The organism is Streptomyces sp. NBC_01298, from assembly GCF_035978755.1.
GTDB lineage: Bacteria > Actinomycetota > Actinomycetes > Streptomycetales > Streptomycetaceae > Streptomyces.
The window spans coordinates 8,966,965-8,990,429 of the sequence record NZ_CP108414.1 but is presented as its reverse complement, the minus strand read 5'-3'; the positions used below and the strand labels follow the sequence as shown (position 1 = coordinate 8,990,429).

Genomic DNA, 23,465 nt, shown 5'->3' with positions numbered 1-23,465 from the left:
CCGCGCGCGAGGTGCGGCGCACGGCTGCCCCAGCCTATCCGCGGCAGCGACGGCGGCCGGAGGGTTGCCGCGGATACGATCGCCTCTGGGGCGGGGCCGGACGGAACGGGCCCGGCGGAACGGCTCAACGGCGCAACGGGGGAAGCGTGAAGATGCTGCAGATCGTCGGCGTGCACGGCATCAAGCAGGGCAAGTCGGCCACGACAGCCACCCTGAGCCGCACTTGGCAGGTACCGGTGGACGAAGGGCTGGCCGACTCGGGGCATGCCGCGACGGCGGGCCCGGTCAGGCTCACCGTCCCTTCGTACCAGGGCGTCTACCCGCAGACGATGACCCGGCACATGCGGTTGGGCCCGGACACCGCCGGTCCGGACGAGGACACACCCGTCGGCGAGGAGGAAGAGGAGTTCATCCTCCGGTCCCTGGCCGCGTACGCCCCGTCGGCCGTGGCCGAGGAGGACGACTCCCCCATGGCCGGCCAGACGCTGGGCCCGGGAGAGGGCCGGCTCACGCCCCGGATCCTCAGGCGCGCCCGCGCCGTGGACCGAGTGGCCGGCAGGGGGGTGACCGACCGTCTGCTGTGGCTGGTGCGCGAGGCGCACGGCTACTTGCGTCAGGAGGAGACGGGGGCCGCCGTACGCGCCGAGATCCGAGCCGCACTGACGGCCACGGGCGCCCGTATGGTCATCGCGCACTCCCTGGGCAGCGTCGTGTTCTACGACATGCTGAGCCGCGGCGAGGTCCCGGCCGCCACGGACGGGAGCGGCCCGGCAATGACCTCCTTGATCACCTGCGGGTCCCCGCTGGGCTGGCTGGCCGTCAGGAAGGGCGTCCACACGGGCGGTGCCCCGCTGGCCGTTCCGGACGGGGTGGAGTGGACGAACCTTTACGCGGGGAACGACCTGGTGAGCAGGCGCGGGGGTCTGTCCCACCTCGCGGCCGGGGTCACGGACGTGAAGGTGGACAACGGCACGCTGAATGCCCACGACGTCCGCCGCTACCTCGACAAGCCGGTGGTCGCGGAACGCATCGCGAAGGCGCGGGTGCTCTGAAGACCGCGCGGGGCGGGCGGGTGCCGGAGCGAGGCGGCCAGGGCACCCTCCCGGTTTCAGCGCGGCGTTTTACGACGGCGTACTCGGATCGGTGACGAGGCGCAGGGGCGGGGCAACGGCCGGAGGCTCAGCGGGTTCCGTGTCCGGCAGGGCGAACTCGCCGATCTCGAATACCGCCTCGCGCCAGTTGGCGGCCAGTGCGAGCAGGCGTCCGGTGTCCTGACGAAAGCCGGGCACAGGGGTGTCCGGATCGGTGGCCCGCAGGATGGAGGCGGCGAACCGGACCGCGTGCAGGGCCGCGCCGGCGCGTGGCTCGACCCCCTCCTGTAGGTGGCGGAGCACATCGAGGCGGTCGGCGAGGGCGAGGAGCTCCTCGTACGCCCTCTCGTACTCCCTCGCCCGCGCGGCGATGAGGTCTTCATGCACGGGTGCCTCCGGTGTTCGGGCCGTCCCCGGACGAACCCGCCGCGGGGCGGGCAGGGTCCGCCGGCGAGTGCGTGACCGCGTCGGCGGACAGGGTGCGGGCGGTCTCTCCCAGGTCCGGGTGGGTGGCGGCCACGGTGCGCAGGATCCGCAGCAGGGACTGGGGTTCGAGGGGGCGGCCGTTGACGGTCGTGAAGAGGTGGCCGGTGTCGGGGAGGGCGGCCGCGCGGTGGGGCAGGTACTCGTCGATGGCGCGGACGGCGTCGTGGTGGACGGGCTGTAGGTGGGTGGCGTCGCTGGCGGCGTTCTTCTGGGGGACGTCCCAGGTGGTGCGGTGCTGTTCCTGGTGGCGGCCGCTCAGCCGCATCGCGGCGATCTGGCCGGGCCGTAGAACGTCGGCCTCCGAGCTCCGGCCCCAGAGGTAGTGGTTGAGGCAGAGGTAGACGAGGGCCCGGGCGCGGTGCGGGCCCTCGCGCCGGGTGCCCTGGTAGCGGTCGGCGGCCTGGGCGAGCCAGCGGCACTGGTCGGGGGTCCACAGCTCGCGGCCGGGCAGCCCGGCGGCGAAGTTCCCGCCGCGCTGGAACTGGAGCGACTTGGCGGTCCCGGCCGGCACGAGGCCCGGTCCGCCCGCGCCCGCCGGGGTTTCGAGCCAGCGGTAGAAGGACCCTACGGCCCCGCAGGCGGCGTCGCGTGAGCGGGCGGCGCCGGCATAGCCGACGGCCCAGTCCTGCAGGGCCGCCGGGGTCGGCCGGAGGTGGACCTCGGGGTCCGGGCTCCCGTCGCCGGTGCCGCGGCCGGTGGTGAGCCAGTGCAGGACGGCCGGCCGGTAGTGCTCGATGGCCTGGTAGCTGAAGTGGCCGCTGGCCTCGGAGTTCGGCCCCGCCAGCCACTCCTCGACCAGCCCTGCGGCGACATCGTGTTCCATCGGACCAAATTAGCGGTTCGGCCCGAACGCCGGAGCGGCAGGCTTCGCAGACTGGGAACGCTGGTCGAGGCCGTCAAGGCCGTCGAGGAGCTGGGTGGGCGAGGGAGAGCTCGGCGGCAGCCGTTCCACGTCCAGCGGGGCGGAGGGCTGGGGAGGGCGCCTCCGGGCCGGCGCGGACTTCTCCCGACTGTCACGGAGTGGCCTTGCCGCCTCGGTCGAGATCCTTGAGGAACCGTCGTTGGCCGTCCAGGAATCCGTCCGCGAAGAGCGAGCGGGGCGAGAAGAGCGCGGTGAGCGTGAGCTTGAGGTCCGACTGCTCGACGGACTGCTTGAGCAATGAATGGGTCGCGTCCGGGTAGCGCTCGGCCGTCAATGCACCGCCCGTGTCCAGCACCTCGCGGTAGACGCGCTCCGTGTCGGCGATGTCCACGTTGATGTCATGACCCGCGAGGGCCAGCAGCACCGGTACGCCGCGCAGGGCGCGAAGGTCTTGCGTGGCGTCCGCGGTGTAGTTCTTGGAGATGAAGCCCCAGCGGTCGGCGGTCATGCCCTCCGCGTCGCCACCCATGGCCTTGACGTACTCCTCGAAGGCCGCGCGGCGTTCCAGCAGCCGTCGGGTGGTGTCACTCCGGGCGATCGCCGCGTCGGTACGGGCTGCTGACGCGCCGTCGGCGCGCAGCTCGGCGAGGAGGTTGTAGCGGCCCTGCTGGAGCCAGTTGATCGCGGGCGAGACGGCGATGACGAAGCTGACGGGCGTCTTGGCGGCGATCTTCGGCAGGACCCAGCCCGCCTGGCTGACGCCCCAGAGGCCGATTCGGTCACCGTCGATGTCCGGGCGGGCGCGCGCCCAGGCGATGGCGGCGGCCGCCTCGTCGGCCCGGTCGTCCATGGACTGACCGAGCCAGTTCCCGGGCGCGCCCGCGACGCCGGGCTTGTCCCAGGACAGTGAGGCGTAGCCGGCCTTTGCGTTCGCTTCCCACAGGGGCTTGTACCCGTCGTCATGGGTGGCGTCGACGGGGCCGTCGCCGTGGACGTACACGACCAGGCCGTGGCGTTTTCGGCTGTCCTTGGGGGTGGCCAGTACCCCGTTGAGGGTGTGGCCGCCATGACGGATCGATACCCGCTGCTCGTCCATGGCGTAGGAGTTCTGCCACAGCACGACACCGCCGAGACCGGCCGCCACGAACAGGGCCGTGACGAGTGACCACACGGCTATGCGGAGCCCGCGCCGTCGGGGCTGGATCTTCGGATGCATGGGATCGGACCGCCTCTGTTCGGTGAACCAGTCTGGAAACTATCACTGCGAGCACGATCGTCATAGGAATGATAGTTTTGAGTTCCGCGTTGCAGTGGAGGAGAAGAGGGCACGGCATGGGACTGGACACGGCAGGCGCCGGTACTGGACCGCTGACGGTCCGGCGGGGCCTTCCGGCCGGCGCCGAGCGGCGGGCGGCCGAGCTGTACTGGGAGGCTTTCGGCCGGAAACTCGGCCCCGCGCTGAACCCGCCGGACAAGGCGGTGCCCTTCATCGCCGCCCACCTGAACGCTGATCGCGCGGTGTGCGCACTCCTCGACGGGCAGCTCGTCGGCCTCGCCGGCTACCAGCTCGGTGGCCGTGCCCTCACCGGGGGATCTGCCTCCGCCGTGCTGCGCGCGTACGGACACCTGCGGGGGCTGCCCCGGCTCCTGCTTCTCGCCCTGTTCGAACGCCATCCGGCCCCCGGACAGCTCGTCATGGACGGCATCGCCGTGGACCCGGGCATGCGCGGGCGTGGCGTCGGGAGCCTGCTCATCGAGGAAGTGGCCGCCGTCGCGGCGGAGCAGCACTGCCGGGAGATCAGACTGGATGTGATCGACACCAATCCGCGCGCCAGGGCACTGTACGAGCGGCGCGGCTTCACGGCCGTAAGGACCGAGCACATGCCCTACCTGCGCGGGCTACTGGGGTTCGGCGCGGTGACCACCATGCGTCGCGCCGTCGCAACGAGAGGGGCGAAAGAACTGTGAGCACCGAGGCGGACCACGTCGAGGTCCCCACCCGCATGCTCGTCCACGCGCTGATCCGCGAGGACGGCACCGTCGGCGCGGACGAGCTCTACACCGTCGCCAACACCCTGGGCATGAGCGACCAGCAGGTGCGGCTGTGCGTCAAACGCCTCGTGGCCGAGGGCCGCTTCACCCACGAGGGCCGTGGCCGCAAGGCGCAGCTGTACGCGACCGAGGACACCACGCGGGCCCTGGCTCCCAACGCGGACTTCCTCCGGCACGCGTTCCGGCAGGACGCCGGACTCGCGCCCTGGGACGGTGTCTGGCACCTGGCCGCCTTCGCGGTGCCCGAATCGGCGCGCACGGCCCGGGACGCCCTGCGTGAAACCCTCGTCCACCTCGGCGGCGCCCCGCTCCAGGGCGGACTGTACGCCTGCGCCAACGCCTGGGAACCGTACGTGGAAGAGGCGGCCCAACGCCTCGGCGCCCAGAGTGCGCTCACCCTCCTCACCACGACCGACCTGCGCAGGGGCGACACCCAAGAGCCTGTCGAACTCGCCCGCCGGCTGTGGTCCCTGCCGGAGATCGCCGACCGCTACCACCGCCTCAGCCGCATCGCCCGGCCCCGCCTCGCCCGGCTCACCGGCCCTGCCGGACTCCCCGCGTCCGCACTGCTCACCATCGCGGTCGAGCTTGCCGCCGAACTCACCCGCGCCATGGAGCCCGACCCGCTGTTGCCGCCTCAGCTCCTGCCCCAGCCCTGGCCCGGCACCCAGGCCCGGGAGCTCATCGCCCGGTGCTGGGCGGCCCTGCACGAACGAGACGGCGGCGAAGCCCGCCCGGTCCTCTTCCGCCTCTACGCCGACATCACCCGAGAAGCTGCAGACCGGGCCGCCCGCTGAATGGGGGGCCAGCCAAGGTGAACCCAAAAGCCGCCACGCGTGTCCGCGGTTCAAGCGGCTGATCACCGCGCGTGTCCGGCAACCGCTTCGCCGGACTGCAGAGCGTGGTTGAGGAGGGCGGCAGCCCCACCCGCGTCGGAGCACCCTGGCAGATCGCCGGAGTCACAAACTTCTGATCTCGATCCTCGGTGACGGGTCGTCGGGTTCTCCTTCTCGGCGGCCCCGGCACCCCGACATCGGCCATGGCTTCAGGGCCGGTCCGGTCGGCGGGGCCGCAGCGGCAGATAGCCGGCCGGGTCGAGCTTGGCGAGCTCGGTGTCGACCTCGACGTTGATGGTGCCGAAGAAGTTCACGTTCTCGCTGCGGGCCGGGGAGATGTCCGCGAGGAGCTCGTCGTCGACCGCGCGGCCCTCGGCCCGCATCTTCGCGATGGCCAGGCCGTAGTACTCCGTCCTTAGGCCGCCTCACGTGCCCCGGTGTCAGCTATCGAGGCGATGGCCTCTTCTAGCGCGGCCCGGTACTGGGGGTGTTGATCCCCGTTTTGTCGGCTTGGTGCTGGATCTGCAGCCGGGTCGCGGGATCTCCGATGATGATCCGTGAGACTGCCCGATTGTCAGGCACTGGCGTGGCGGTAGCTTCTCCGCGGATCTCTGCGGGGCTGCTACTGGCCGAGTCCAGGGCGTACTCGATCACCATCGCGTCCTTGCTGCAGAGCAGGGAGGCCCAGGCCTTCGCGCTGCCGTTGCCCGAAGCGCTGTTGTAGGGGCCAGCCGGGTAGGGGGCCGTTCCCTGCCCCTGTGAGGGCCACTTCGACACGAGGTGGATATCACTGTGCTGGGGGTCGCTTTTCGGGGTGGCGACGATTCCGCAGGAGTCGCTGGTCGCGTAGGCGATGAGACGGACGTCTCCGTACTGAACCTCAGACAGGATATGAGGGTGATCCTTCAGATCGCCTAGCGGATCGTCATCCACCGAAATCGAATTCAACTCGGTCAGTGGAGTGTTGCGTTCTCCGCTCGGAGTAGAGTTCCCGTCAGGCGATTTACCGGAATCGCATCCAGCTGTCAGCGCAATCAGGGCAGCCCCGATGGCTAAAGTCCTCATTATCTTAGCCATCAAGGCCACCCTTACTTACGTCGTATGGTCAGACTCTGATCACTGGTTCCACGAATTGAAGCAGACGCCCACCGGCTTGTAGCCGTAGGCGTCCTTCCCTGTGTCCGGACCCCACAGGTTGTAGACCTCGCCCTGGGACAGATCGCATAGAGGGTAGGCCTGCACACTTCCCCACGCGCCGGCGGGTACCTCGTAGCGGGTCTCGTTCTTGACGGTGTAGGGGCTGCCCAGCCGCAACCCTCACCACGTCAGGAAGTGGGCACGTTCATTCGTACGTGGCTGAGCACGTTCATGTACACGCCGACACCACCTCAGTAGGCCGGGTGAAGGAGGAAAACCTGCGCCTCGACCCCCGCGTCTATCCTGCGGAGGTTTCACTGGGACTGAAAGGTGCGGGCGGTGCGACGGTGACGGCCAGCCCGTTCGCGTAGGTGTATGACTGCCCCCAGGCCAGGCCCGATGCCGCGGTGGCCGGATGGGCTACCGCGGAGGGTCCGGCAAAACCGCCCACCGCCGCGAGGAAAGCTACGGCGACGAAGCCAGCCAGACGCCGGCCAATGCCGCATCCCCCCGGGTAGCGGATGGTGACCATACTCAAGGATCCCCCCTGCCGGGCTGCCCCGCGCGGCGCACGCCGCCGCAACGTGAGCCGCGCCCACATGAAGGACTGGCGGCTCTGCCGCGGAGCCTCGCGCGGAAGGAGCGAGCAAGGCCTTGCCCGACGGATGGTAGACCTGAAAGGGACCCGCTACCGGGCCGCCGTCGGCGGGTGCGCCGAGGTCTGCGTCTCGGTAGGCGGAGTGTGCGGGCAGGGAAAAGCGTGCCTACCTTTTTCGCGGGACGGCTAGGGTCGCCTCGATCCGGCTCTCACTGCGGACGTGACCGCGCTCGCTGCTACTCCAGCATGCGTGCGGCGTCATCCGGAACCCCGGGAAAGAGGACGTCGGGCCACCGTGTGGCGGCCCATGTGTCAAGGGCGACAGCGAGCACGGCCTCCACGAAGGACTGCGGCGGCCGTTGTCGCTGCTTCGTGAAAACTGACCCCCTGGCAGTCTCCGAATCTTGACCCCCTCCGGACTCTTGGAGGGTGCTGAACGTGGAGGACTGGGCAGAGATACGCCGACTGCATCGAGCGGAAGGTGTGCCCATCAAGGAGACCTCGCGGCGACTGGGGGTGGCCCGCAACACGGTGCGGGCCCCGTTGCACTCGGAGCGACCGCCTAAGAGGTCACTTTCGTCCGATGTTTCATCCCAGGTTGCCGGGTTGAGTGCGATTCATAGTCCACGCCAAGCCGGGGTGGATTCGGCGGTGAGTCTGCGGGTCGCGCTGTTGTTCATCGTGAGGTGGATCATGGCTTCGGAGCGGTGTGGGCACCTTTCCTAGTCGCGGGCGAGGCTGCGGTGGTTCATGAGCCAGCCGAGGGTTCTCTCGACGGTCGAACGACGGGGAAGGGTACCGTTTGGCCATGGAGCTTTCGGGGGCCACCGCTGCCGACCTCGAGGACACCGGGCGGTCGGTGGCCAATCAGTACATGAACTTCACGCTCGCCATCGCGGACGACGGTGTCGGCCTTGTGGTTCCTCTCGACAAGACGACGCCGTGGGGATGAAACAGCGAATAGACATGCATCTGGCCGGCGCACGCCTGGCCCTCCACAGGGAGCGGTGGCTCGCGGAGGGCTTGTACGTATCGCCTGCCCTGTGGCGGCATCAAACGGATTCCTATGCACCGGCCGAGCACGGGCCGGCTACGGACCCAGACGGCCTTGCCGTACAGATGACAGGACCGGACTGGGGCGTGGTCCTGTCCATCGAGTTGCAGCCCGACGGGACGGCAAGTCTGGCCTACCACGCACCCGTGGGGTGGGTGAAGGAGCGCGTAAGTGTCCGCTCACTCGAAGCATGGGACACCCTTCTGGACCACGCCGTCCAGCGCGCAAACGGCCTGAAGCTGCAGCATGCCCAGTTGCTTGCCACCAGTTGCACAACGGGCTGGCTCGACTGGTTGCACGGCGAGTTGTGGCTGCTGCCGGACTCCCTGGTCCGCATGCGTGGCGGATCCCTCGACTCCGTCGTGCACTCACTTAGCCCCGGCGTGCCGGAACACACCGCCACCACCGTGATCGGCTACGACCCGGCGGCCGTCCTAAGAGGCCACCACACCAACAAGATCATCCCCTTCGACGGCATCACCCACGCCCGTCTGCACCGCGGTCTCACCGCGTCCGGCCTTTCCATGAGGATGACGGACGGCAGCCGCCACAAACTCCTGTGGCTGTCCTCCGAACCAGCCCGCCGCATACTGACGGACCGGCTGCTGCCCATACTTGGCTCCCGCCTGATCCTGTGAGCCGGACGCTGACGGGGTCGAGGACACCGGGCCGCGCTCCACTCATCCGACAGCCGGCCCGATTCGCATGGAAGAAGGACCGGTGACGGGTCGTAAGGATGCCTGGATGGGAGGGCAGGGCAGACCACGCCGACGTGGCACGGCCCTTGATGAGGGTGCCGATCCGGAAGCGTGGAGCGGAGGGCGGCCCCTGCACCGGGCGGCGGTCTCGGGGCACCGCGTGTGGTTGCCGAGCCGGCTCGGCATGTCGTGGACTCGCTACAGGACGGGACAACCGCGTCGTGGGGAGCCGTCTGGTCCGACCGGCCGGACATTGCGCGGGCCCTTCCGCTGCCGGTGCGGATCCCTGAAACATCCGGTTGGGTGCTGGTCACCGGGCGGCTCGGCCTGGCCGGACCGGTACCCGCCCTGTTCGAGACGCCCGCAGGAGTGCGCGGGCTGACCCTGGTGGAGCGAACACCCGTGCAGGCGGACGTAGGACTCGTCGACGCTTTGGCAGGCCTCCACTACGAAGGCACGAGTCTGGCGTGCGTGGCCGTATCGATGCCGAGGGAAGCAAGAGGCCGCCTGGAGGCGGCCCCAGCGACCGCCGGAGAACTGGAGCAGCACCACGACGAGCCCTGGGCGTACGCCTACCAGATTCCCCCACCACCAGGAGCGCGGCGGATGCGGCGCATCCGGTGATCGGCGAGGGGTGTGAAGACCTGGAAGATCCTCCGCGACTGCCGCCTCAAGGGCGATGGCGTCCACCACGCCATGCTCGGGATCGCCGGATGCACAACCTCGCCCGCGCCTCATAGGGAAGTGAGCCGCACGGCGGCCCACCATGCCTGAGGCAACCAGAAGATCATTTACGGGACAGTCCTTAGGCCGTCGTCACCGGCACATCAACCTCGATCGATTCCTTCACCTGCGACATCGAAGAAGTCCGTCCCGTACTCGGATCCCCGCCGGCGATCGGCGGGCAGGAGAATTTCTCCCCCTGCGCGTCGCGCCTGCCCCAGCGCACGACAGCGACACCACCCGACCGGCGACAGCTGCGCAGGCGTGTCCCGGGCAACCGGCCCACGCCCTTTCCCGTAGGCACACCGCACGCCCACTCCCCCGGCGCCCGGGCCCGTCCAGTCAGGGCCCGCCTTCTTCCGGAGGGTCGTCCTCGGGCCGCAAGCCGAGGATGTCCAGCAGAACGTCGAGGTCGGCGACATCGACAGCCCGGGAGGCGACGGCGCGACGGGCGGCAGCCCGGTCCACGCCCGCCGCCCGGGCCAACAGCGCCGGCTCATCACAACCGAATGGATCCTTCACCCCACCGATGCCACCACGACCCCGGCACATCCGCAGCTCCCACTACTCCACGACCCCAAAACCGCGGACCGGCCCCCTGGTCAGTCGCAGCGTGGCCATCCTGTCCACGGAGACCGGACTGGCACGCTGATCGGCGGAGCCGGCCCGGGTCCTTCGTCGCGCGTCGGCCGGGGTGGCCGCCGCTCCGGCCGTCCTTACAGGGGGATTTGGGGTCCAGCGTCCAAGACAGGCCAGCAGCGAACGCGTCTGATTCCTCCGCTGCCTCTAGCCGGTGATCACACCGGGAGGGGGCGGAGGCAGCGGGGGCGTGCTGGGGAAGGCCGGAGTTCCCCCACCCGGCGAGCCCGCCCGCCCGCCCGAGGTGCTTCCGTAGAACGCGTCCGCGATCGCGGTCAGCGCGGGGGCGACACCGGGAGGCATCTCATTGACGGTGCCCGACGCCGGGAAACCGAACGAGAGCATCAACTGCTTCAGGGCCACCACCATGGGTGCGGGAAGCCTGTCCAGCGCGGCAATGATCTGCTCGCCCGCGGGAATGCCGTCCGAGGAGACATTCCCCGTCTGCGTGTCGTCTGCCATCGTCTTTGCCCTCCAAGGGGGTAAGCGGCTCGTTCCATCGCTTCTGCTCACACGAAGGAGATCAATGCGCACACGCAGCCGGTTCGGACTTGGACACGTTCCTCAAGTCGACCCAGCCCTCGGCCAAACGGCTGATGCACCAGGGCCCGGGCATGGCTGGGAGCCGGCAGCGTGATCCGGCTGCAGGCGCAGTCGCTTCGTCAGGCCGGTCACCGGCCGGGCGCCTCGGCGAGGATCCGGTCGGCAGCCAAGTGCGGACATCCGCGGACGTGCCAGGTCACCGACAGCACACCGCCGGCAGCGAACAGCGTCCTCGCGTCGCCGTCCCGGTCCGTGGCCTTGCAGTACGGGCAGACAACAACCCGCGGACGGGCAGCCTCGCGCACGGCCCTCACCCCAATCCCGACGGCGCAACCGGTCCGCCAGCTCGGGCCAGAACTATCAAATCCGCAAGCGGTCTGCCCGCTTACTGGCGGGTGTGCGCCAAAATTTTCCCAGACCCCCTTTCAGCGGCCGGACGCTGCGCCGCCCCTTCGGACCCAACGCGCCCTGCAGTCGGCCGGACGCAGGCTGGACAGACGGCCGGGCAGAGAGTGGGCGGTCAGCGGGTCGCCACTCGCAGGCCACGCCGTCGCCGTCCCGGTCGAGGTGTGAGCCGTACCCGGCATCGCCACGCCGGATCGGCGCCGCGCCAGCATCCCGGACAGCTGTGCAGTTCTGGTAGTGGACGCTGCCACCACCCCTGCCCTCGGAGCCCGAGCTCCCGGAAGTCCCGCTGCCTGAAGACAGTCTGGAGACGGCAGGGGGATCGGCCGGCTCCTGCGCCTGCCGTCATCGTCTACAGGCAGCCTTCTCAGCGGCGACCGCTCACGCTCCTGACGACGTCCCAGCTGTGGGATAGAGCAGCCCGGCTCGCTCCGCGCATCACCACGGCGCGCGGCCCGCCTTCCCCGGCCCGTTCGAGCACCCCGTGAACCTGCTGGAGTGATCACCAGCCGGGCCGGGCGCCGGCCGTTCGGCCTCGGCAGCCTGGAGCCTGGAGCCTCTGGCGGGTCTCCGCGAATGGAGCGCTACTTCCCGTCGGTGATGTTCGCTCCTGGCCCTGACACCTCGCAGACCGTGCCGATGTCCTCACGACCGAGGGCGTGGAGGTACTGCTCGTACCGCTGGATCGCGCGCTCCTTCGTCCTGGGCGCGGGCAGGTCAGCGCCCACGGGGGCCGATGGCTGTCCGGTTCCGGCGGACGCGGACGGCGTGCCCGACGGAACGTTCGATGGTGTGGACGCGGACGGCGGCGAAGGCTTCGCGACGGCGCTCTCCTTCGCTTCGTCCGGACCGCACCCGCACGTCAGCAGCGCCACGCATGCCGAAACAGCTGCCGCGCCCGCCATCGCTCGCGACGTCATCAGATTCCCCTCCACCAGCCGACCGCCCATCCCGATCTCACGCCCGATCCCGCCGAACGGTTCCCGACCGGTCCGGCCCCCTGTTCACAGGACCTTCGCCTCTCCGGAAGGCCACTACGCGGCTGCGTCGCCCCGTACGCCCCGGAGGACAGCCAACACGCGCGCCTCTGCGGATCGGGGAAGTCGGACCGCCACTATCAGTGCATGACGACGCGAGACGAAACGGCCGCGTTCGGCCCGCAGAGCCTGCTGCCGCCGCTTCCGGAGGACTGGGAGCGGTGTCTGGCCGTGGCCGCGCATCCGGACGACATCGAGTACGGGGCGGCCTCGGCCGTCGCCCGCTGGACCGCTCAGGGCAAGCGGGTGACGTACCTCCTCGCCACCCGTGGTGAAGCAGGCATCGACGCTCTGCACCCCGCCGAGGCCGGACCGCTGCGCGAGGCCGAGGAGCGGGCCGGAGCCCGCGAGGTCGGCGTGGACACGGTGGAGTTCCTCGACCATCGCGACGGCGTGGTGGAGTACGGCCCCGACCTGCGCCGCGACATCGTGCGCGCGATCCGCCGGCACCGGCCCGAGGTAGTGGTGACCGGCGCGTTCACCGTTCGGATGATCGCCGGTGTCACCAACCAGGCCGATCACCGCGCGGTCGGCCTCGCCACCCTGGACGCCGCGAGGGACGCGGGCAACCGCTGGATCTTCCCGGAACTGACCGACGAAGGCCTTGATCCCTGGGGCGGCGTCCGCCTGGTGTGTATGGCCGGCCCCGAACACCCCACCCACGCCGTGGACGTCACCGGCCAACCCCTGGAACGCGGCATCGCGTCACTGTCCGCCCACGCCGAATACACCAGCGGACTGGGAGAGCAGAGCTTCGAACCCCGCCCGTTTTTGACTTGGGCGGCGCGGATGGGGGGCCCCGCGCTCGGTGTCGAGGCAGCGATCCTCTTCGACGTACACCACCTGGCATTTGAGGGGAAGCCGCCCTGGGAGCAATAGGCCCCGCACCCCCCGCAAGCCGTGCCGACCGCCGGAAACGCGCCCAGTTTCGCGGCGGGGCCGGCCCTGCTGGCGTCCCTGATCGGTCGCGGCGCGTGCCCGCGAGTTCGTCGGGGGCAGCCAGCGGCGCAACGCCAGAACAGAGACCCGACGACTTCGCAGCTCCACCGGCCAACGACCCCGGCTGACGCACCAGTCACTACACGGTTGAGAACTGCTATCGGAATGACTTCAGGCGTCGCCAGCAGATGAGCGAGCAGTTGCGGTTGCCGCCGGTCAGGGTGGCGGCAACCGCAATGCCGGTGGCGTCGGTGATCAGGTGGTACTTGGTGCCGTTCCTGCCACGGCCAACCGGGCTCAGTCCGCTTCGGGAGCCCCCTTTGGACATCGTTTCGTCTGGCGTAGTGGCTCGTTGTCCAGGACATGGCGAGCCTTGTTGAGTGGACCGTGCCTGAGGAGTTCGGGGAGCTGTTCGGCGGGTGGTGCCGCAGAGCGGGGTGATACGTCCGCCGGGAGGCGGGCGTCGGCGGGCCGCGGACAGTGATGAGAGGTCCGATTGCCCCTCCACACCTCATACAGCCGCCTGCGTACCCTGGCCGGCCTCGTCCACCAACTCGTCCAGAGCCGCGCACTTATCAGGACGATCAGCGCAAGCCGCCTCCGCCCGTGCGGCCTTCACTCGGTGAGTCGGCGATAGTTGATCAGGCTCGTGGCCATGGTGGTGAAGGCGAGAAGGTGCTCGGGCTTGCGCTCGTAACGTCGGTGCAGCCGGCGGCCGCCGCCAAGCCAGGACATGGTGCGCTCGACGGCCCAGCGCTGTCGACCAGACCTGCTGCGAACCGGACGTCGACACGGTCGACCGGGTCGGGGTAGACCACCTTGACGATGCCCCTGCTTCCTTCCGAGAGACCGGGATCAGAAAAGGACGTGATCACGACGTCATCCGGTACGTACCCACGTGCCGTCCCACTGGCCTCCGTGCCGGGTGCCGAACCGTACCCGGTTTCGTTGGGAGGCGCGCGCCTCACATGGGTAGGCCCGACCGTTCCGGCGTGAGCTGGGGCGATACACCAACCGGCCCCGGCCTGCGCCGAGTAGCATCCCGAATCAACGCACATCCCTCCAGAAGGAGCGTGGACCATAGTGGCAAATGAGCCGGTCAGCACCCCGACCCAGAGCAAGTACACGGACCACCTGGCCGCCGCCCTCGCAGCCAACCAGGCCGAGCAGGCGATCCTCACCGAGCGTCTGAGCAAGCTCCAGGGGGAGGAGAAGTGGCTCACCGCGGCGCTCGCGGACACTCCGCAGGATGCTGGTGCTGAGCCGGCACCGGCACCGGCGCCTGTCCAGATCGCACGCAGCACTCCGACGGTCGGCGCAGGCACAGACGCGGCGGCCGTGCCCGCGCCGAGGGCAGCGAAGACCGCTGCCGACGCGGTTCCGGTTAAGGAGTCGACCGCACCCAGGAAGACGGCCGCCAAGAAGGCCACAGCCAAGGCCGGGGCCACGCCCGCGAAGAAGACCGTGGCCACCAAGCAGACGGCTGCCCCGAAGACCGCGGCTGTTGAAGCCAAGCACCCAACGACGGCCGGGCCCACACTTGGCCGGCTCCTTGGCGCAATCCTGTCCCAGCAGCCCGGCGAGCCCAAGAAGGTCAGCGAGATCCAGAGCGAGTTCGAAGCGACGCACCCCGAGCGGGACACCTCAGTCCAGACGATCCGTAATGCCCTGCAGAGTCTCGTGAAGAAGGGCGAGCTCGAGAGGGTCAGCCAGCAGGGCACGGTGTTCTACACCTGGCCCGTAACCGAGGCCACCCCCGTGCCCGCGGATGAGGCCAAGGCCGGGGAGCCCGTACCGGCCGCCGTCTGAGACCATGGAAATCGGGCCGTCGTTCGTAGCGGGTGCGCAGGCGTTTGAACTGGTGCAGCCAGTCGAAGGTGCGCTCGACCACCGAGCGCACCTTGCCCACTCCGGAGCCGTGGGCCACACAGGATGGTCGACTTGCCGCCGCTGGCGCCGGCGGCGATCGGGATGTGCGGGAGTCCTGGACCAGGTCGATGGAGACCTACTTCTTGCCAGCCTTGACCCCACTCAGCGGCGCGGACCGCGCCCCCGCCCGGTATGAATCCTGTGGAATGAGAGGTGGCGTACCGCGCCGTGCGCTACCGTCTCGCCTGTCGAACACGGTTACGAACGGGGTCCGTTGGATGTTGGCGGAGGGGCTGGCGGCGCTGGCCGCGGCCGGAGGTGCTGCGGTCGTCCAGGCAGCCGGAACCAGCGCCTGGCAGGGCTTGCAGCAGTCGGTTGCGCAATGGTTCGCCCGGGGCGACGGGGCGCGTCAGCGCGTCGAGCTGGAACGGCTCGACCGTAGTGCGGCCGCCCTGGAAACAGCACAGGACGACGAGCAGGCTGGCGTGCGCAGCGGCCAGCAAGGAGCCTGGCAGGCACGCTTCGAGCAGGCGCTGGAGAACCTGAGCGACTCCGAGCGCGATGAGGCCGCCGAAATCCTGGAGGCCCTGTTGCAGAGGCATGCCCCGGCGGACGGAGCGGAGGCGCCCGCCGACGGCCCGATGATCCGCGGCAACGTGGACATCCGGGCCGATCACGGTTCCGCGGCAGCGGTGCAGATGCGTGACGTCACCGTCGGAACCCCTCCACAGCCGGGTCCGCAGCAGGGCTGAGCGGGCTCGGAGATGGTAAGGCCCAGCACGTCACGGCAGACACGATCATCTCGGCCACCACGGGTGGATTCGCGGTCGGGCACGCCGACAACATCACGTACTACGCCTCCGCGCCGGAGCCCGGGGACGGTCACCGCGCCACGCGACCGGGCGGCCCCGATCACCGGCTCGGCTCGTACCTGCGGGCCGTCCGGTCGGCAGCCGATCAACTTCCTCACCCGGGGCTGGCGCCGGAGCTCGACGCGCCGGCGCTGGCCGATGTCTATGTGGCGCGGCGCACCTCGGCCCGGGCCGCGCGGGCTCCCGCGGCCGCCGAACAGGTCTTCGCCGGCGACGACCCGATCCGGGTCCTGCTGGCCGGACCGGGCCACGGCAAGTCGACGCTTCTGCGGCAGCACCTGCTGTCCGCCTCTCGGCACCTGCTGACGACGGAGGCCGACCCCGCTTCCTCGGCACTCGCCTTCCCGGTACTCATCAGGGCCGGCGACCTGGTCGGTGCGCCCCTGCTGGCGCCCGCCCTGGCGCACGCGGTGACCGAGGAGTACGGTCCCTTCGGGCTTCGCGAGGTGTTGAACGAGGACTTCTTCCGCCTCCCTCCGCGTCTCGGCGCGCGGTGGCTGGTGATGGTCGACGGCCTTGACGAGGTGCCCGACCGGACGGCCCGGCTGTCCCTCCTCGACCGCCTTGCTCGCGAAGCCGGGCAGACGGACACGCCCTACCTGTTCCTCGTCGCAACCCGCCCCCTTCCCCACGGCGAACTCGACCGGCTGCCCCGCGCCGCCGACCACTTCACGCTGGAGCCCTTCACGGACGCCGACGTGCGCACTTACGTGCACAAACGTCTGCACGCGCTGCCCGATGCCGACCGTCACGTCCGGGCGTTCCTGCACGGTGTCCGGCGGACCCGGCTGGAAGAACTGGCCCGCATCCCGCTGATGACCGCCATGCTGTGCCATCTGTACGAGGCCGACACCGATCGCCCCCTTCCCGACGGCCGGGCCGGAGTCTTCCGATCCTTCGTCGAACTGCTCTATGAGGAGAACGTCCACAAGGGCGTCAGTGACCTGCACGACCGTGCTATCCACACCCTGGTCAGCCGCTATCAGATCCCCGAGGACCGCCGCACCGTGGAGAAGGCCGCAGAGCGCGCCCGGGAACACCTGCCGCTCCTCATCGATCACCTGGCCCACGAAAGGATCAGCGGGAACCGGGCTCCGGCCACCGCGATCCTCACCGCGCACCCGCACGCCCGACGACCGGAAAAGGTCAAACCACCGCTGTGGGATGCTCTACTGGCTTCGCTTCTGCGCTCCTGCGGCTTGTTGGCCGGCCAGGGCGGCGACGTCGAGTTCCTGCACCGCACACTCCTGGAGTACCACGCCGCGCGTCACGCCACCCGCGACCCTCAGACCCGCACGCTGCTCTTCGACCGGCTGTTTCCCGCACAGCGGCTGCGCGACAGACTTCGCCGGGCGAGCCGGCGCACGTCCGGCATCAAGCCCCTGGATCCGCTCGGTCTGGAACCGTCCTACCTGGGCTTCCTTCTCGACGCGTTGCTGGCCTCGGAGGGGCCGCTGGCAAGGGCCACGCTGCGGGCCATGGAGGCCCTGTTCGGATCCGCCGAGATCACGGGGTACTACCTGCTCAAGGCGCAACTCCAGCTCGGCAGCAGCCTCCCGCGTCCGAAGGTCGCACAGTGGCTGACCGCGTTCGCGAACAGCCCCGCCGGGGACGACCGCAGTCGTGTGGAGGCCGCCTGGGACCTCGCTGAGCTGGAGGGCCACCTCGATGAGGGCGCGCGGCTCCTGACCCGTCTCGCCGGTGACCGCGCGCTGCAACCGGACCACCGAAGTTGGGCCGCCGAGATCCTGGCCGGGCTGGAGGGCCACGAGACGGCCGGGGCCACACTGCTCCTCCAGCTCATCGAGGAGCAGGCGCCTCACAACGACCCCGACAACCTTCTCGCCGGCGCCCGGGTACTGGCCCGGTTGCCCAGTCATGGCCTCCTCGGGGTGCAGCTGCTCACCGAGTGCGCCATGGACCCCGAGAGCACGGACTACCTTCGCTGCACGGCAGCCCATCACCTCACTGAGCTGGAGGGGCATCGCGAGTCCGGCGCCGCTCTGCTGCTCAACCTCGCCCAGTACGGGTCCGTCACCGCTGCTCAGTACCTGTCCGAGATGGACCAGCCCCACCGGGAAGACGGAGTTGGCCTGCTCACCGCGTTGGCGGGAATCAGCACCAGGACACCGGATGACCGGGCGAGGGCAGCCCTGGCACTGGCCGGGGTGGCCGGTTACCAGGACCGCGCAGTCCGTCTGCTCACCGAGCTGGCCCGGGAGTCGATACCTGGAAGCCACTCCCAACTGACGGCCGCCGAAAGGCTTGCCGAGGTAGACGCGGAAGCAGCCGCGGAACTGATTCTGCCCGTCGTGACCGGCCGCAGCAGCCACCCGGACAACCGCCGGCGCGCACTCCAACTCCTGACCCGCTCCACCACCCACCAGGGCGAGGCCGCTCGACCACTTGCCGATATCGCATCCGACCGGGCGATGGAAGCGCACCACCGCATGGCTGCCGCAGAGGCGCTGGCGGAGGTGGACGGGCACCGCGAAGAGGCGGTCGTCCTGCTCCTCTGCATCGCACGGGACGGGGGCGTCGAACTGTGGGACAGGGTCAGCGCGGTCTCCAGACTGGCCCAGTGGGGAGAAGAACGCTCCGCCGACCTCCTGTCGGCCTTCGCCACGGACCCCACGACCCCCGTGGACCTCAAGATCACTGCCGCGAGCTCCCTCGCCATGCTGGACACCCACCGCGCCGCGGGCATGCGGTTCCTGGCCGCGTTGGCCAATGACCCTCGGGCAGGCAAGGCAATTCGGACCAAGGCAGCGACCGCGCTGACCACTCTCGACCTGTACCGGGTCCGTCGATGACATGCGTCCGTCTGATCGGCAACGAACGGCGCAGCGGCGCTCTCGTCGCCGGCCCCGACCTGCGGGATGAGACCGGCGGATTCGGCTGGCACATGGTCAACGACCTCGCCCTCGCCACCGTCATCACACCCGGGCCCGAAGGCGGCAAGACCGTACGCGCCCTCCTCCCCCGCCAACCCGGCGGGCCGCCGTGGCCGGCACGCGAAGGGGCACGCCCTCGCCAACGACCGGGTGCTCCGGTTGCTGGGTGCCGGATCAGGCAACGTTGGCCCTCGTGGCTGATGTCGTCGCCCCCCCTCGGCTACCAGCGCCGCGACCGGCTCGACCCCGGGCGGCTCGCCGCGCTCGGCGACCTCGGGCTGGACTGGCCCGGTCGTGACGATGCACGACCAGTGCCGCCGTTCCGGCCTGTCGCACCGCACACTCCGCACACTCCGCGCGGGCCGACGCCGGCCCGTCCGGGAGGGGAATCCTCGCGTTCAGCCTGCTGATGCTGCTGTGGCTGATCTTCGGAATCGCTGAGGCCAGCAATGACACCTGTGCCACGAAGTCTCCCGAGGTCCAGGACGCCCGCAGAGTAGACAGCGATGTGGGAGCCGTCCTCGGCGTGGGGGCAATCGTGTTTCTGTGGCTGGCCGGAGCCGTGATCTTGGGCGTCCTGTGGCTCGTGACCAACTCGTGCAAGGAGCGGCGAGACGGCTGCCACAGACGCAAATGATCTAGAACACCCTTCGCGGCGATGTGTCCAGACCATGTACGCGGCTTCGAAAATGCACTCCCAGGACAGCCAGCCATCTCCACGATGGCCACCTGGTGGCAGCAGCTTGGTCACCCCCTGACAGCCATGATCACTACCGGCGCGCAGCCATGAGCAGGAACAGCCCTCATAGCCGTGCTGACGCCCAGCCGCTGCCACCAGCCCGCGCATTCACAGTGCGCCTCGGCCCGTCCGGCCGTCTCCGGGCTGCCGGCCGGGCCGTTTCCGCCCTACCGTGCGTTCAGCACGGACGCGACGACGTCGCCCGCCGGCCCGCTGCCGTAGCCGCCGGACTGGACGACCGAGCCGGCGGCCAGGTCGTCCGCGTAGCCGGTGAACCAGCTGTTGGAGTCGCTCTGCCCATCGACCTCGGCCGACCCGGTCTTGGCTCCCTTGTCTCCGCTGACCGCGGACATCGCCTTGGCGGCGGTGCCGTCGGTCGCGGCGGCGCCCATCAGGCTGCGCAGGGTGGCGGCCATGTTCTTGGGCAGCGGCTGGGCGGTGGTCAGCTTGCCCTTGATCATCTCCCTGGGCACGATCACCGGCTGGCGGAACGCGCCGTTTTTCACGGTCGCCGAGAGGGAGGCGATGCTGAGGGCGTTCATGGTGACCTTGCCCTGGCCGATGTAGGAGGCGGCCGTCTCGGGGCCCTTCGAGACCGGGATGCCGGCGTCGGTGGAGGCGATCCCGACAGACCACACCCCGCCCAGGCCGAAGTACTTGCGGGCCGTCTGGCTCAGGGCGGTGTCCTCCACGCCTTTGGCGTTCAGCGGGCCCAGCGCCTTCATGAAGAAGGTGTTGCAGGAGCGGCGGAAGCTGTCCCGGAAGGTGCCGTTCTCGATGAAGAAGTTCTTGTTGTTGTGGAAGGTCCGGCCCGACCAGGTCACCTCCTTCGGACACTCGACCGGGGAGGTCGGTCCGCCGACCAGGCCGTGCTCCAGCATCATCGCCGCGGTCACGACCTTCATCGTGGAGCCGGGGGCCTGCGCCCCCTCCATCGCCACGTTGAACCCGCTGACCGGGCTGTTGGCGACCGCGCTGATCTCGCCGGTGCTGGGCCGGACGGCGACCACCGAGGCCCGGTCGTACTTCTTCACCGCCAGCTCGGCGGCCGCCTGTACGTCGGCGTCCAGCGTCGTCTGGACCTTCTTCGTCTTTCCCTTGACCAGGGTGAGCAGCGTCTGGTTCGGCGCGGCGGCGTCGGCCGCCTCGATCCAGGTCTCGACGCCGGGCTCGCCCGCGGCTCCGTCCGCGTACCGGGTACGCAGGGTGTCCAGCACGGGGGCCAGCGACGGATACTTCTCGGCGGTCAGCTCACGGCCCTCGCGGTCCACCGCCAGGATCGAGCCCCTCGTCGTCGCACCGGTCCGCAGGGTCGCGCCCTCGATCAGCTTCGGGTGCAGCACCGCCGGCCGCCAGTCCACCAGCGCCCGCCCACTGTTCTTGCCCCGCACCACGGTCAGCTCCGAGGCGTACGCCAGCTCCTTCTCGTGCCCCTCGAAACTGATGGTCGCCTTCACCGTGTACCGCACCGTTGCGCCGCTCGCCGCGCCCGGCGTGACCACGGCGTTCTCCACGTGCCCGGTCTCCCGGAAGCCGCGCAGCGCCTCCGCGGCCGCCGCCGGGTCGTCGGTCAGCGTCCCCGCCGCGTCCGCGTCCCCGCGGGCCCACGCCGCGAGGAAGTCCCGCGATGTCCGCTCGACGTCCTGGGCCGTAACCTCCCCGGCCCCGGATCCGGATGCGTTCAGCGACGCGGCGTCCGAGTCCCCGCCGAGCATCTCGTAGCCCGCGAACCCCACCCCGCCCGCCACCAGGACGAACACGCCGCCGAAGAAGGCGGTCTTCACTCTGCTGCTCATGGTGCAGTCCCTCCCCTGACGTCCAGGTGGACCGTGTGGCTGGTGGAAGCGAAGTGCTGGGCGTCGGTGTCGACGTGGCGTACGCGCCAGGTCCCGTCGGCCTCGTACCAGCCGATGTACGGCTCCTCGGAGCCGACCGTGTCGGATTCGTACACCTCCATCCAGGCATCCGGCGCCGCGCCCGCGACGACAGCCGCCCGCGCCGCCGGCGCGGCGACGGCCGCGACCGGAGCCACGGCAGTCCCCACGATCCCGAGAGCAACCGCCGCACCGACGACGGTCACCGCCGTTCTGAACCCCTTCACGCATCCCCCTGTACAACCTGCTCGACTGCTGCCTGCTGGAACCTTCGGGGACTCTGACCTGCGAGGCATGCCGAAGGTTGTACGCCGGACTTCTGCAATGCGCTTCCTGCCCTACGAATACGGCGGCGGTCAACCCCGACCGATCGAGCGGCACGGCAACCCCTGCACGTACGTCCGGCCACCACGGAACTGCCACCGATCACTGACGACGAGGTTCTCCGGGCGACCGGGAAAGAACCCGTTGAAGGGCTCCTGCACCAGTTCGGGATCCGTGGCCCGCGGAATGACCGCCCGAAGCGCGAAGAGTAAAGCTCCCAGAGCGACACAATCCGCTGGCCTTTGGATGCCCTCGCGCCCATACGGTGTGTGACGCTCGGGGGACATCCTGTGTGCGGTCCCGACGGCGCATGGGGGTGGGCTGTGCCTGACTCGACAGCCGTGCCGGTGGGTGTCCAGCCGATCAGCTTCGACTATGAACGTCGGCGTTGGAACGAAGCGACCGTTCAGCCATGGGAAGTCGGCCTCGTCGATGACGATCTCGCCGAGCAGTTCCTCCTGCCCCATCAGTCGCCAGACTTCGCCCTCGAAACCCATCCCGCCATTCTGAGCAGAGTGCCAGATCGCTCCGACCAGCCGGTCCGTCAGGTCCAATCGCTCTCAGGACGGGCCGCCACCCCCAGGCAGGGCACCCCAAGGGCGTCAGACCATCCGGGCTCCGGCAGCTCCGGATTGCAAACAGGAAATCAGCTTGCCGTCCAACCTCCGGTGGCTGGCGAGGGAGGTTAGAGGCCGGTGGCGAGGGATACTTGGGCGGTCCATGACCAGGGCTCCGGGGGCGGATCCCAGGTCACCTCGACGTCGGTGTCGTGGACGTCGCGTGCCAGTTCCACCACCATGGCCGCCGCGGCGGCTCGCGCGTCTTGCGGGTCGGTGTTGATCGGAATGTCCAGGCGCCCGCAGAGCATGCCGCCTTCCACGGGTTGGATGCTGAAGCGCCAGCCCTCCGGCGTCGCCAAGAGGACGATCCCCTTCGGAATGCCCCAGGCGTGCCGCTTCTTCTTCTCCTTCTTGCGTCTCACCATGCCGCTATCCAACATCGCCGGGATCGTGGCGATGAACGGGGGTGGCGGTTCTCCGAGCCCAGCGGCCGGCCGGGGCCGGGCCTGGTGGGTTTCGGTGCACCGGCTGGCGTGCCCGTCTTCGCGCGCAGGTTCCTGAACCCCCGGCGGACCCGGGCCGGCGTGAGTTTTGCCAGTTATAGCTGTCGCGCCGCGCAGGGTTGCTAGCTTCACAGAATGACTGCTGTGACATTCGACCATGCTGTCCGAGCCCGGCTACAAGCCCCCAACATCTGGTACGTCGGCACCGTATTCGCCGACGGAGCACCGCAGGTCAGCCCGATGTGGGTGGATCTGGAGGGTGAGGGGGAGCTGACGTTCACCACCTCAGCGGGCCGGGTGAAGGAGGAAAACCTGCGCCTCGACCCCCGCGTCTATCTGTCGCACGCGGACGCCACCAACCCCTTCGACCGAGTCCAAATCAGCGGTGTGGTGGCCCGGTTCATCGAGGGCAAAGAGGCACACGATCGGATGGACCAGCTGGCCCGCAAGTACCTGGACAAAGAGCGCTACGAGTGGCTCATGCCCGGGGAACAGCGAGTCTCGGTGATCGTGCGCCCCATCAAGGTGCGGCACATCGTAGGGGTGGAGCGGTTCCGGCCCGGCGGCCCCGTCCCTACTCCCTGACTGGCCAGTAGACCGGTGCTGGTGGGCCTTCCTCCGCCGGGCCTGGCTCGTCCTGGCCGCACACGCGCAGCTCCGTCTCTCCCGTCCGGTCGCGCGAGATGTCCACCGGGCGGATCGGCGCGGCCCAGGGTGTGCGTAAGGTCGG

General features: G+C 69.7%; 24 protein-coding genes and 5 pseudogenes. 13 read left to right on the top strand and 16 right to left on the bottom strand.

Annotated elements, in window-relative coordinates:
• Positions 1–146 precede the first annotated feature (146 nt).
• Complete coding sequence (locus OG730_RS40990) at positions 147–1,052, top strand: hypothetical protein (protein WP_327309073.1); 906 nt, start codon at positions 147–149, stop codon at positions 1,050–1,052.
• A gap of 69 nt (positions 1,053–1,121) precedes the next feature.
• Here the strand turns inward: OG730_RS40990 and OG730_RS40985 are convergent, their stop codons facing one another.
• From OG730_RS40985 to OG730_RS40975, 3 genes are all read right to left on the bottom strand, one after another.
• The gene (locus OG730_RS40985) at positions 1,122–1,478 is read right to left on the bottom strand and encodes a hypothetical protein (protein ID WP_327309072.1); all 357 of its coding nucleotides are present in this window, start codon (positions 1,476–1,478) and stop codon (positions 1,122–1,124) included.
• Positions 1,471–2,400 carry a site-specific integrase gene (locus OG730_RS40980; RefSeq protein WP_327309071.1) on the bottom strand — a complete coding sequence of 310 codons (930 nt, stop codon included), beginning with the start codon at positions 2,398–2,400 and terminating at the stop codon, positions 1,471–1,473. The genes OG730_RS40985 and OG730_RS40980 overlap by 8 nt, the downstream gene beginning before the upstream one ends.
• 190 nt (positions 2,401–2,590) lie before the next feature.
• A complete protein-coding gene (locus tag OG730_RS40975; protein WP_327309070.1) occupies positions 2,591–3,655 on the bottom strand; it encodes an alpha/beta hydrolase family protein in 1,065 nt (354 codons plus the stop codon).
• A 116-nt stretch (positions 3,656–3,771) separates the two neighbouring features.
• Here OG730_RS40975 and OG730_RS40970 point away from each other — a divergent pair, with 116 nt between their 5' ends.
• Together OG730_RS40970 and OG730_RS40965 are read left to right on the top strand one after the other, a co-directional pair.
• Entirely contained in the window at positions 3,772–4,407 is a 636-nt protein-coding gene (locus tag OG730_RS40970) for a GNAT family N-acetyltransferase (protein WP_327309069.1), read from the top strand.
• Positions 4,408–4,442: 35 nt separating this feature from the next.
• Positions 4,443–5,288, top strand: coding sequence for a PaaX family transcriptional regulator C-terminal domain-containing protein (locus tag OG730_RS40965; RefSeq protein WP_327309619.1), 846 nt, complete (start codon positions 4,443–4,445; stop codon positions 5,286–5,288).
• Positions 5,289–5,536: 248 nt separating this feature from the next.
• Here the strand turns inward: OG730_RS40965 and OG730_RS40960 are convergent, their stop codons facing one another.
• Both OG730_RS40960 and OG730_RS40955 read right to left on the bottom strand, forming a co-directional pair.
• Positions 5,537–5,710, bottom strand: a complete 174-nt coding sequence (locus OG730_RS40960; RefSeq protein WP_327309068.1) for a hypothetical protein — start codon at positions 5,708–5,710, stop codon at positions 5,537–5,539.
• An 82-nt stretch (positions 5,711–5,792) separates the two neighbouring features.
• Positions 5,793–6,404, bottom strand: a complete 612-nt coding sequence (locus OG730_RS40955) for a hypothetical protein (RefSeq protein ID WP_327309067.1) — start codon at positions 6,402–6,404, stop codon at positions 5,793–5,795.
• Between the two features lie 1,087 nt (positions 6,405–7,491).
• Here OG730_RS40955 and OG730_RS40950 point away from each other — a divergent pair.
• Positions 7,492–7,629 (top strand): annotated as a pseudogene (locus OG730_RS40950) (helix-turn-helix domain-containing protein); the annotation flags it as partial.
• Positions 7,630–7,679: 50 nt separating this feature from the next.
• Here the strand turns inward: OG730_RS40950 and OG730_RS40945 are convergent.
• Positions 7,680–7,856: pseudogene (locus tag OG730_RS40945) on the bottom strand (IS5 family transposase); the annotation flags it as partial.
• Between the two features lie 14 nt (positions 7,857–7,870).
• Between OG730_RS40945 and OG730_RS40940 the strand changes: the two are divergent.
• The 4 genes and pseudogenes from OG730_RS40940 to OG730_RS40925 form a co-directional block, all read left to right on the top strand.
• Entirely contained in the window at positions 7,871–8,014 is a 144-nt protein-coding gene (locus tag OG730_RS40940) for a hypothetical protein (protein WP_327309634.1), read from the top strand.
• Between the two features lie 188 nt (positions 8,015–8,202).
• Positions 8,203–8,754, top strand: a complete 552-nt coding sequence (locus tag OG730_RS40935; RefSeq protein WP_327309633.1) for a hypothetical protein — start codon at positions 8,203–8,205, stop codon at positions 8,752–8,754.
• A gap of 363 nt (positions 8,755–9,117) precedes the next feature.
• Positions 9,118–9,438: a hypothetical protein gene (locus OG730_RS40930; protein WP_327309066.1), complete on the top strand. Its 321-nt coding sequence runs from the start codon at positions 9,118–9,120 to the stop codon at positions 9,436–9,438.
• Between the two features lie 12 nt (positions 9,439–9,450).
• Positions 9,451–9,554: pseudogene (locus OG730_RS40925) on the top strand (IS5/IS1182 family transposase); the annotation flags it as partial.
• A 769-nt stretch (positions 9,555–10,323) separates the two neighbouring features.
• Here OG730_RS40925 and OG730_RS40920 read toward each other — a convergent pair.
• From OG730_RS40920 to OG730_RS40905, 4 genes are all read right to left on the bottom strand, one after another.
• Positions 10,324–10,638, bottom strand: coding sequence for a hypothetical protein (locus tag OG730_RS40920; protein WP_327309065.1), 315 nt, complete (start codon positions 10,636–10,638; stop codon positions 10,324–10,326).
• Between the two features lie 209 nt (positions 10,639–10,847).
• A complete protein-coding gene (locus OG730_RS40915) occupies positions 10,848–11,024 on the bottom strand; it encodes a hypothetical protein (RefSeq protein ID WP_327309064.1) in 177 nt (58 codons plus the stop codon).
• 55 nt (positions 11,025–11,079) lie between these two features.
• A complete protein-coding gene (locus tag OG730_RS40910) occupies positions 11,080–11,427 on the bottom strand; it encodes an excalibur calcium-binding domain-containing protein (RefSeq protein WP_327309618.1) in 348 nt (115 codons plus the stop codon).
• 281 nt (positions 11,428–11,708) lie between these two features.
• Positions 11,709–12,044, bottom strand: coding sequence for a hypothetical protein (locus OG730_RS40905; protein WP_327309063.1), 336 nt, complete (start codon positions 12,042–12,044; stop codon positions 11,709–11,711).
• Positions 12,045–12,248: 204 nt separating this feature from the next.
• On the opposite strand from OG730_RS40905, the gene OG730_RS40900 reads away from it, so the two are divergent.
• On the top strand, positions 12,249–13,040 hold the full coding sequence (locus tag OG730_RS40900; RefSeq protein WP_327309062.1) for a PIG-L deacetylase family protein: 792 nt from the start codon (positions 12,249–12,251) through the stop codon (positions 13,038–13,040).
• Positions 13,041–13,715: 675 nt separating this feature from the next.
• On the opposite strand, the pseudogene OG730_RS40890 reads toward OG730_RS40900, so the two are convergent.
• A pseudogene (locus OG730_RS40890) lies at positions 13,716–13,865 on the bottom strand (IS5/IS1182 family transposase); the annotation flags it as partial.
• A 318-nt stretch (positions 13,866–14,183) separates the two neighbouring features.
• Between OG730_RS40890 and OG730_RS40885 the strand changes: the two are divergent.
• The gene (locus tag OG730_RS40885) at positions 14,184–14,909 is read left to right on the top strand and encodes a hypothetical protein (protein ID WP_327309061.1); all 726 of its coding nucleotides are present in this window, start codon (positions 14,184–14,186) and stop codon (positions 14,907–14,909) included.
• On the opposite strand, the pseudogene OG730_RS40880 reads toward OG730_RS40885, so the two are convergent.
• A pseudogene (locus OG730_RS40880) lies at positions 14,806–15,021 on the bottom strand (hypothetical protein); the annotation flags it as partial. The gene OG730_RS40885 and the pseudogene OG730_RS40880 overlap by 104 nt on opposite strands.
• A 226-nt stretch (positions 15,022–15,247) precedes the next feature.
• Here OG730_RS40880 and OG730_RS40875 point away from each other — a divergent pair.
• Positions 15,248–15,721 carry a hypothetical protein gene (locus OG730_RS40875; RefSeq protein WP_327309060.1) on the top strand — a complete coding sequence of 158 codons (474 nt, stop codon included), beginning with the start codon at positions 15,248–15,250 and terminating at the stop codon, positions 15,719–15,721.
• 266 nt (positions 15,722–15,987) lie between these two features.
• A complete protein-coding gene (locus OG730_RS40870; RefSeq protein WP_327309059.1) occupies positions 15,988–18,654 on the top strand; it encodes an NACHT domain-containing protein in 2,667 nt (888 codons plus the stop codon).
• 987 nt (positions 18,655–19,641) lie between these two features.
• Here OG730_RS40870 and OG730_RS40860 read toward each other — a convergent pair.
• The 4 genes from OG730_RS40860 to OG730_RS40845 form a co-directional block, all read right to left on the bottom strand.
• Positions 19,642–21,270, bottom strand: coding sequence for a penicillin-binding transpeptidase domain-containing protein (locus OG730_RS40860; RefSeq protein WP_327309058.1), 1,629 nt, complete (start codon positions 21,268–21,270; stop codon positions 19,642–19,644).
• A complete protein-coding gene (locus tag OG730_RS40855; protein ID WP_327309057.1) occupies positions 21,267–21,575 on the bottom strand; it encodes a hypothetical protein in 309 nt (102 codons plus the stop codon). Before OG730_RS40855 ends, OG730_RS40860 begins: the two co-directional genes overlap by 4 nt.
• Positions 21,576–21,704: 129 nt before the next feature.
• Positions 21,705–22,169: a hypothetical protein gene (locus OG730_RS40850; RefSeq protein WP_327309056.1), complete on the bottom strand. Its 465-nt coding sequence runs from the start codon at positions 22,167–22,169 to the stop codon at positions 21,705–21,707.
• A 188-nt stretch (positions 22,170–22,357) separates the two neighbouring features.
• Positions 22,358–22,657, bottom strand: coding sequence for a hypothetical protein (locus tag OG730_RS40845; RefSeq protein ID WP_327309055.1), 300 nt, complete (start codon positions 22,655–22,657; stop codon positions 22,358–22,360).
• 213 nt (positions 22,658–22,870) lie between these two features.
• On the opposite strand from OG730_RS40845, the gene OG730_RS40840 reads away from it, so the two are divergent.
• Complete coding sequence (locus OG730_RS40840) at positions 22,871–23,320, top strand: TIGR03618 family F420-dependent PPOX class oxidoreductase (RefSeq protein WP_327309054.1); 450 nt, start codon at positions 22,871–22,873, stop codon at positions 23,318–23,320.
• The last annotated feature ends 145 nt before the right edge of the window (positions 23,321–23,465 follow it).

Bases quoted from the DNA above. Each gene is read 5' to 3' on its own strand.
- OG730_RS40920 (WP_327309065.1), bottom strand. From the start codon at position 10,638: ATGGCAGACGACACGCAGACGGGGAATGTCTCCTCGGACGGCATTCCC.
- OG730_RS40965 (WP_327309619.1), top strand. From the start codon at position 4,443: ATGCTCGTCCACGCGCTGATCCGCGAGGACGGCACCGTCGGCGCGGAC.
- OG730_RS40840 (WP_327309054.1), top strand. From the start codon at position 22,871: ATGACTGCTGTGACATTCGACCATGCTGTCCGAGCCCGGCTACAAGCC.
- OG730_RS40845 (WP_327309055.1), bottom strand. From the start codon at position 22,657: ATGGTGAGACGCAAGAAGGAGAAGAAGAAGCGGCACGCCTGGGGCATT.
- OG730_RS40875 (WP_327309060.1), top strand. From the start codon at position 15,248: ATGTTGGCGGAGGGGCTGGCGGCGCTGGCCGCGGCCGGAGGTGCTGCG.
- OG730_RS40900 (WP_327309062.1), top strand. From the start codon at position 12,249: ATGACGACGCGAGACGAAACGGCCGCGTTCGGCCCGCAGAGCCTGCTG.
- OG730_RS40980 (WP_327309071.1), bottom strand. From the start codon at position 2,400: ATGGAACACGATGTCGCCGCAGGGCTGGTCGAGGAGTGGCTGGCGGGG.
- OG730_RS40975 (WP_327309070.1), bottom strand. From the start codon at position 3,655: ATGCATCCGAAGATCCAGCCCCGACGGCGCGGGCTCCGCATAGCCGTG.
- OG730_RS40850 (WP_327309056.1), bottom strand. From the start codon at position 22,169: ATGGGTTTCGAGGGCGAAGTCTGGCGACTGATGGGGCAGGAGGAACTG.
- OG730_RS40860 (WP_327309058.1), bottom strand. From the start codon at position 21,270: ATGAGCAGCAGAGTGAAGACCGCCTTCTTCGGCGGCGTGTTCGTCCTG.
- OG730_RS40960 (WP_327309068.1), bottom strand. From the start codon at position 5,710: ATGCGGGCCGAGGGCCGCGCGGTCGACGACGAGCTCCTCGCGGACATC.
- OG730_RS40940 (WP_327309634.1), top strand. From the start codon at position 7,871: ATGGAGCTTTCGGGGGCCACCGCTGCCGACCTCGAGGACACCGGGCGG.
- OG730_RS40955 (WP_327309067.1), bottom strand. From the start codon at position 6,404: ATGGCTAAGATAATGAGGACTTTAGCCATCGGGGCTGCCCTGATTGCG.
- OG730_RS40905 (WP_327309063.1), bottom strand. From the start codon at position 12,044: ATGACGTCGCGAGCGATGGCGGGCGCGGCAGCTGTTTCGGCATGCGTG.
- OG730_RS40970 (WP_327309069.1), top strand. From the start codon at position 3,772: ATGGGACTGGACACGGCAGGCGCCGGTACTGGACCGCTGACGGTCCGG.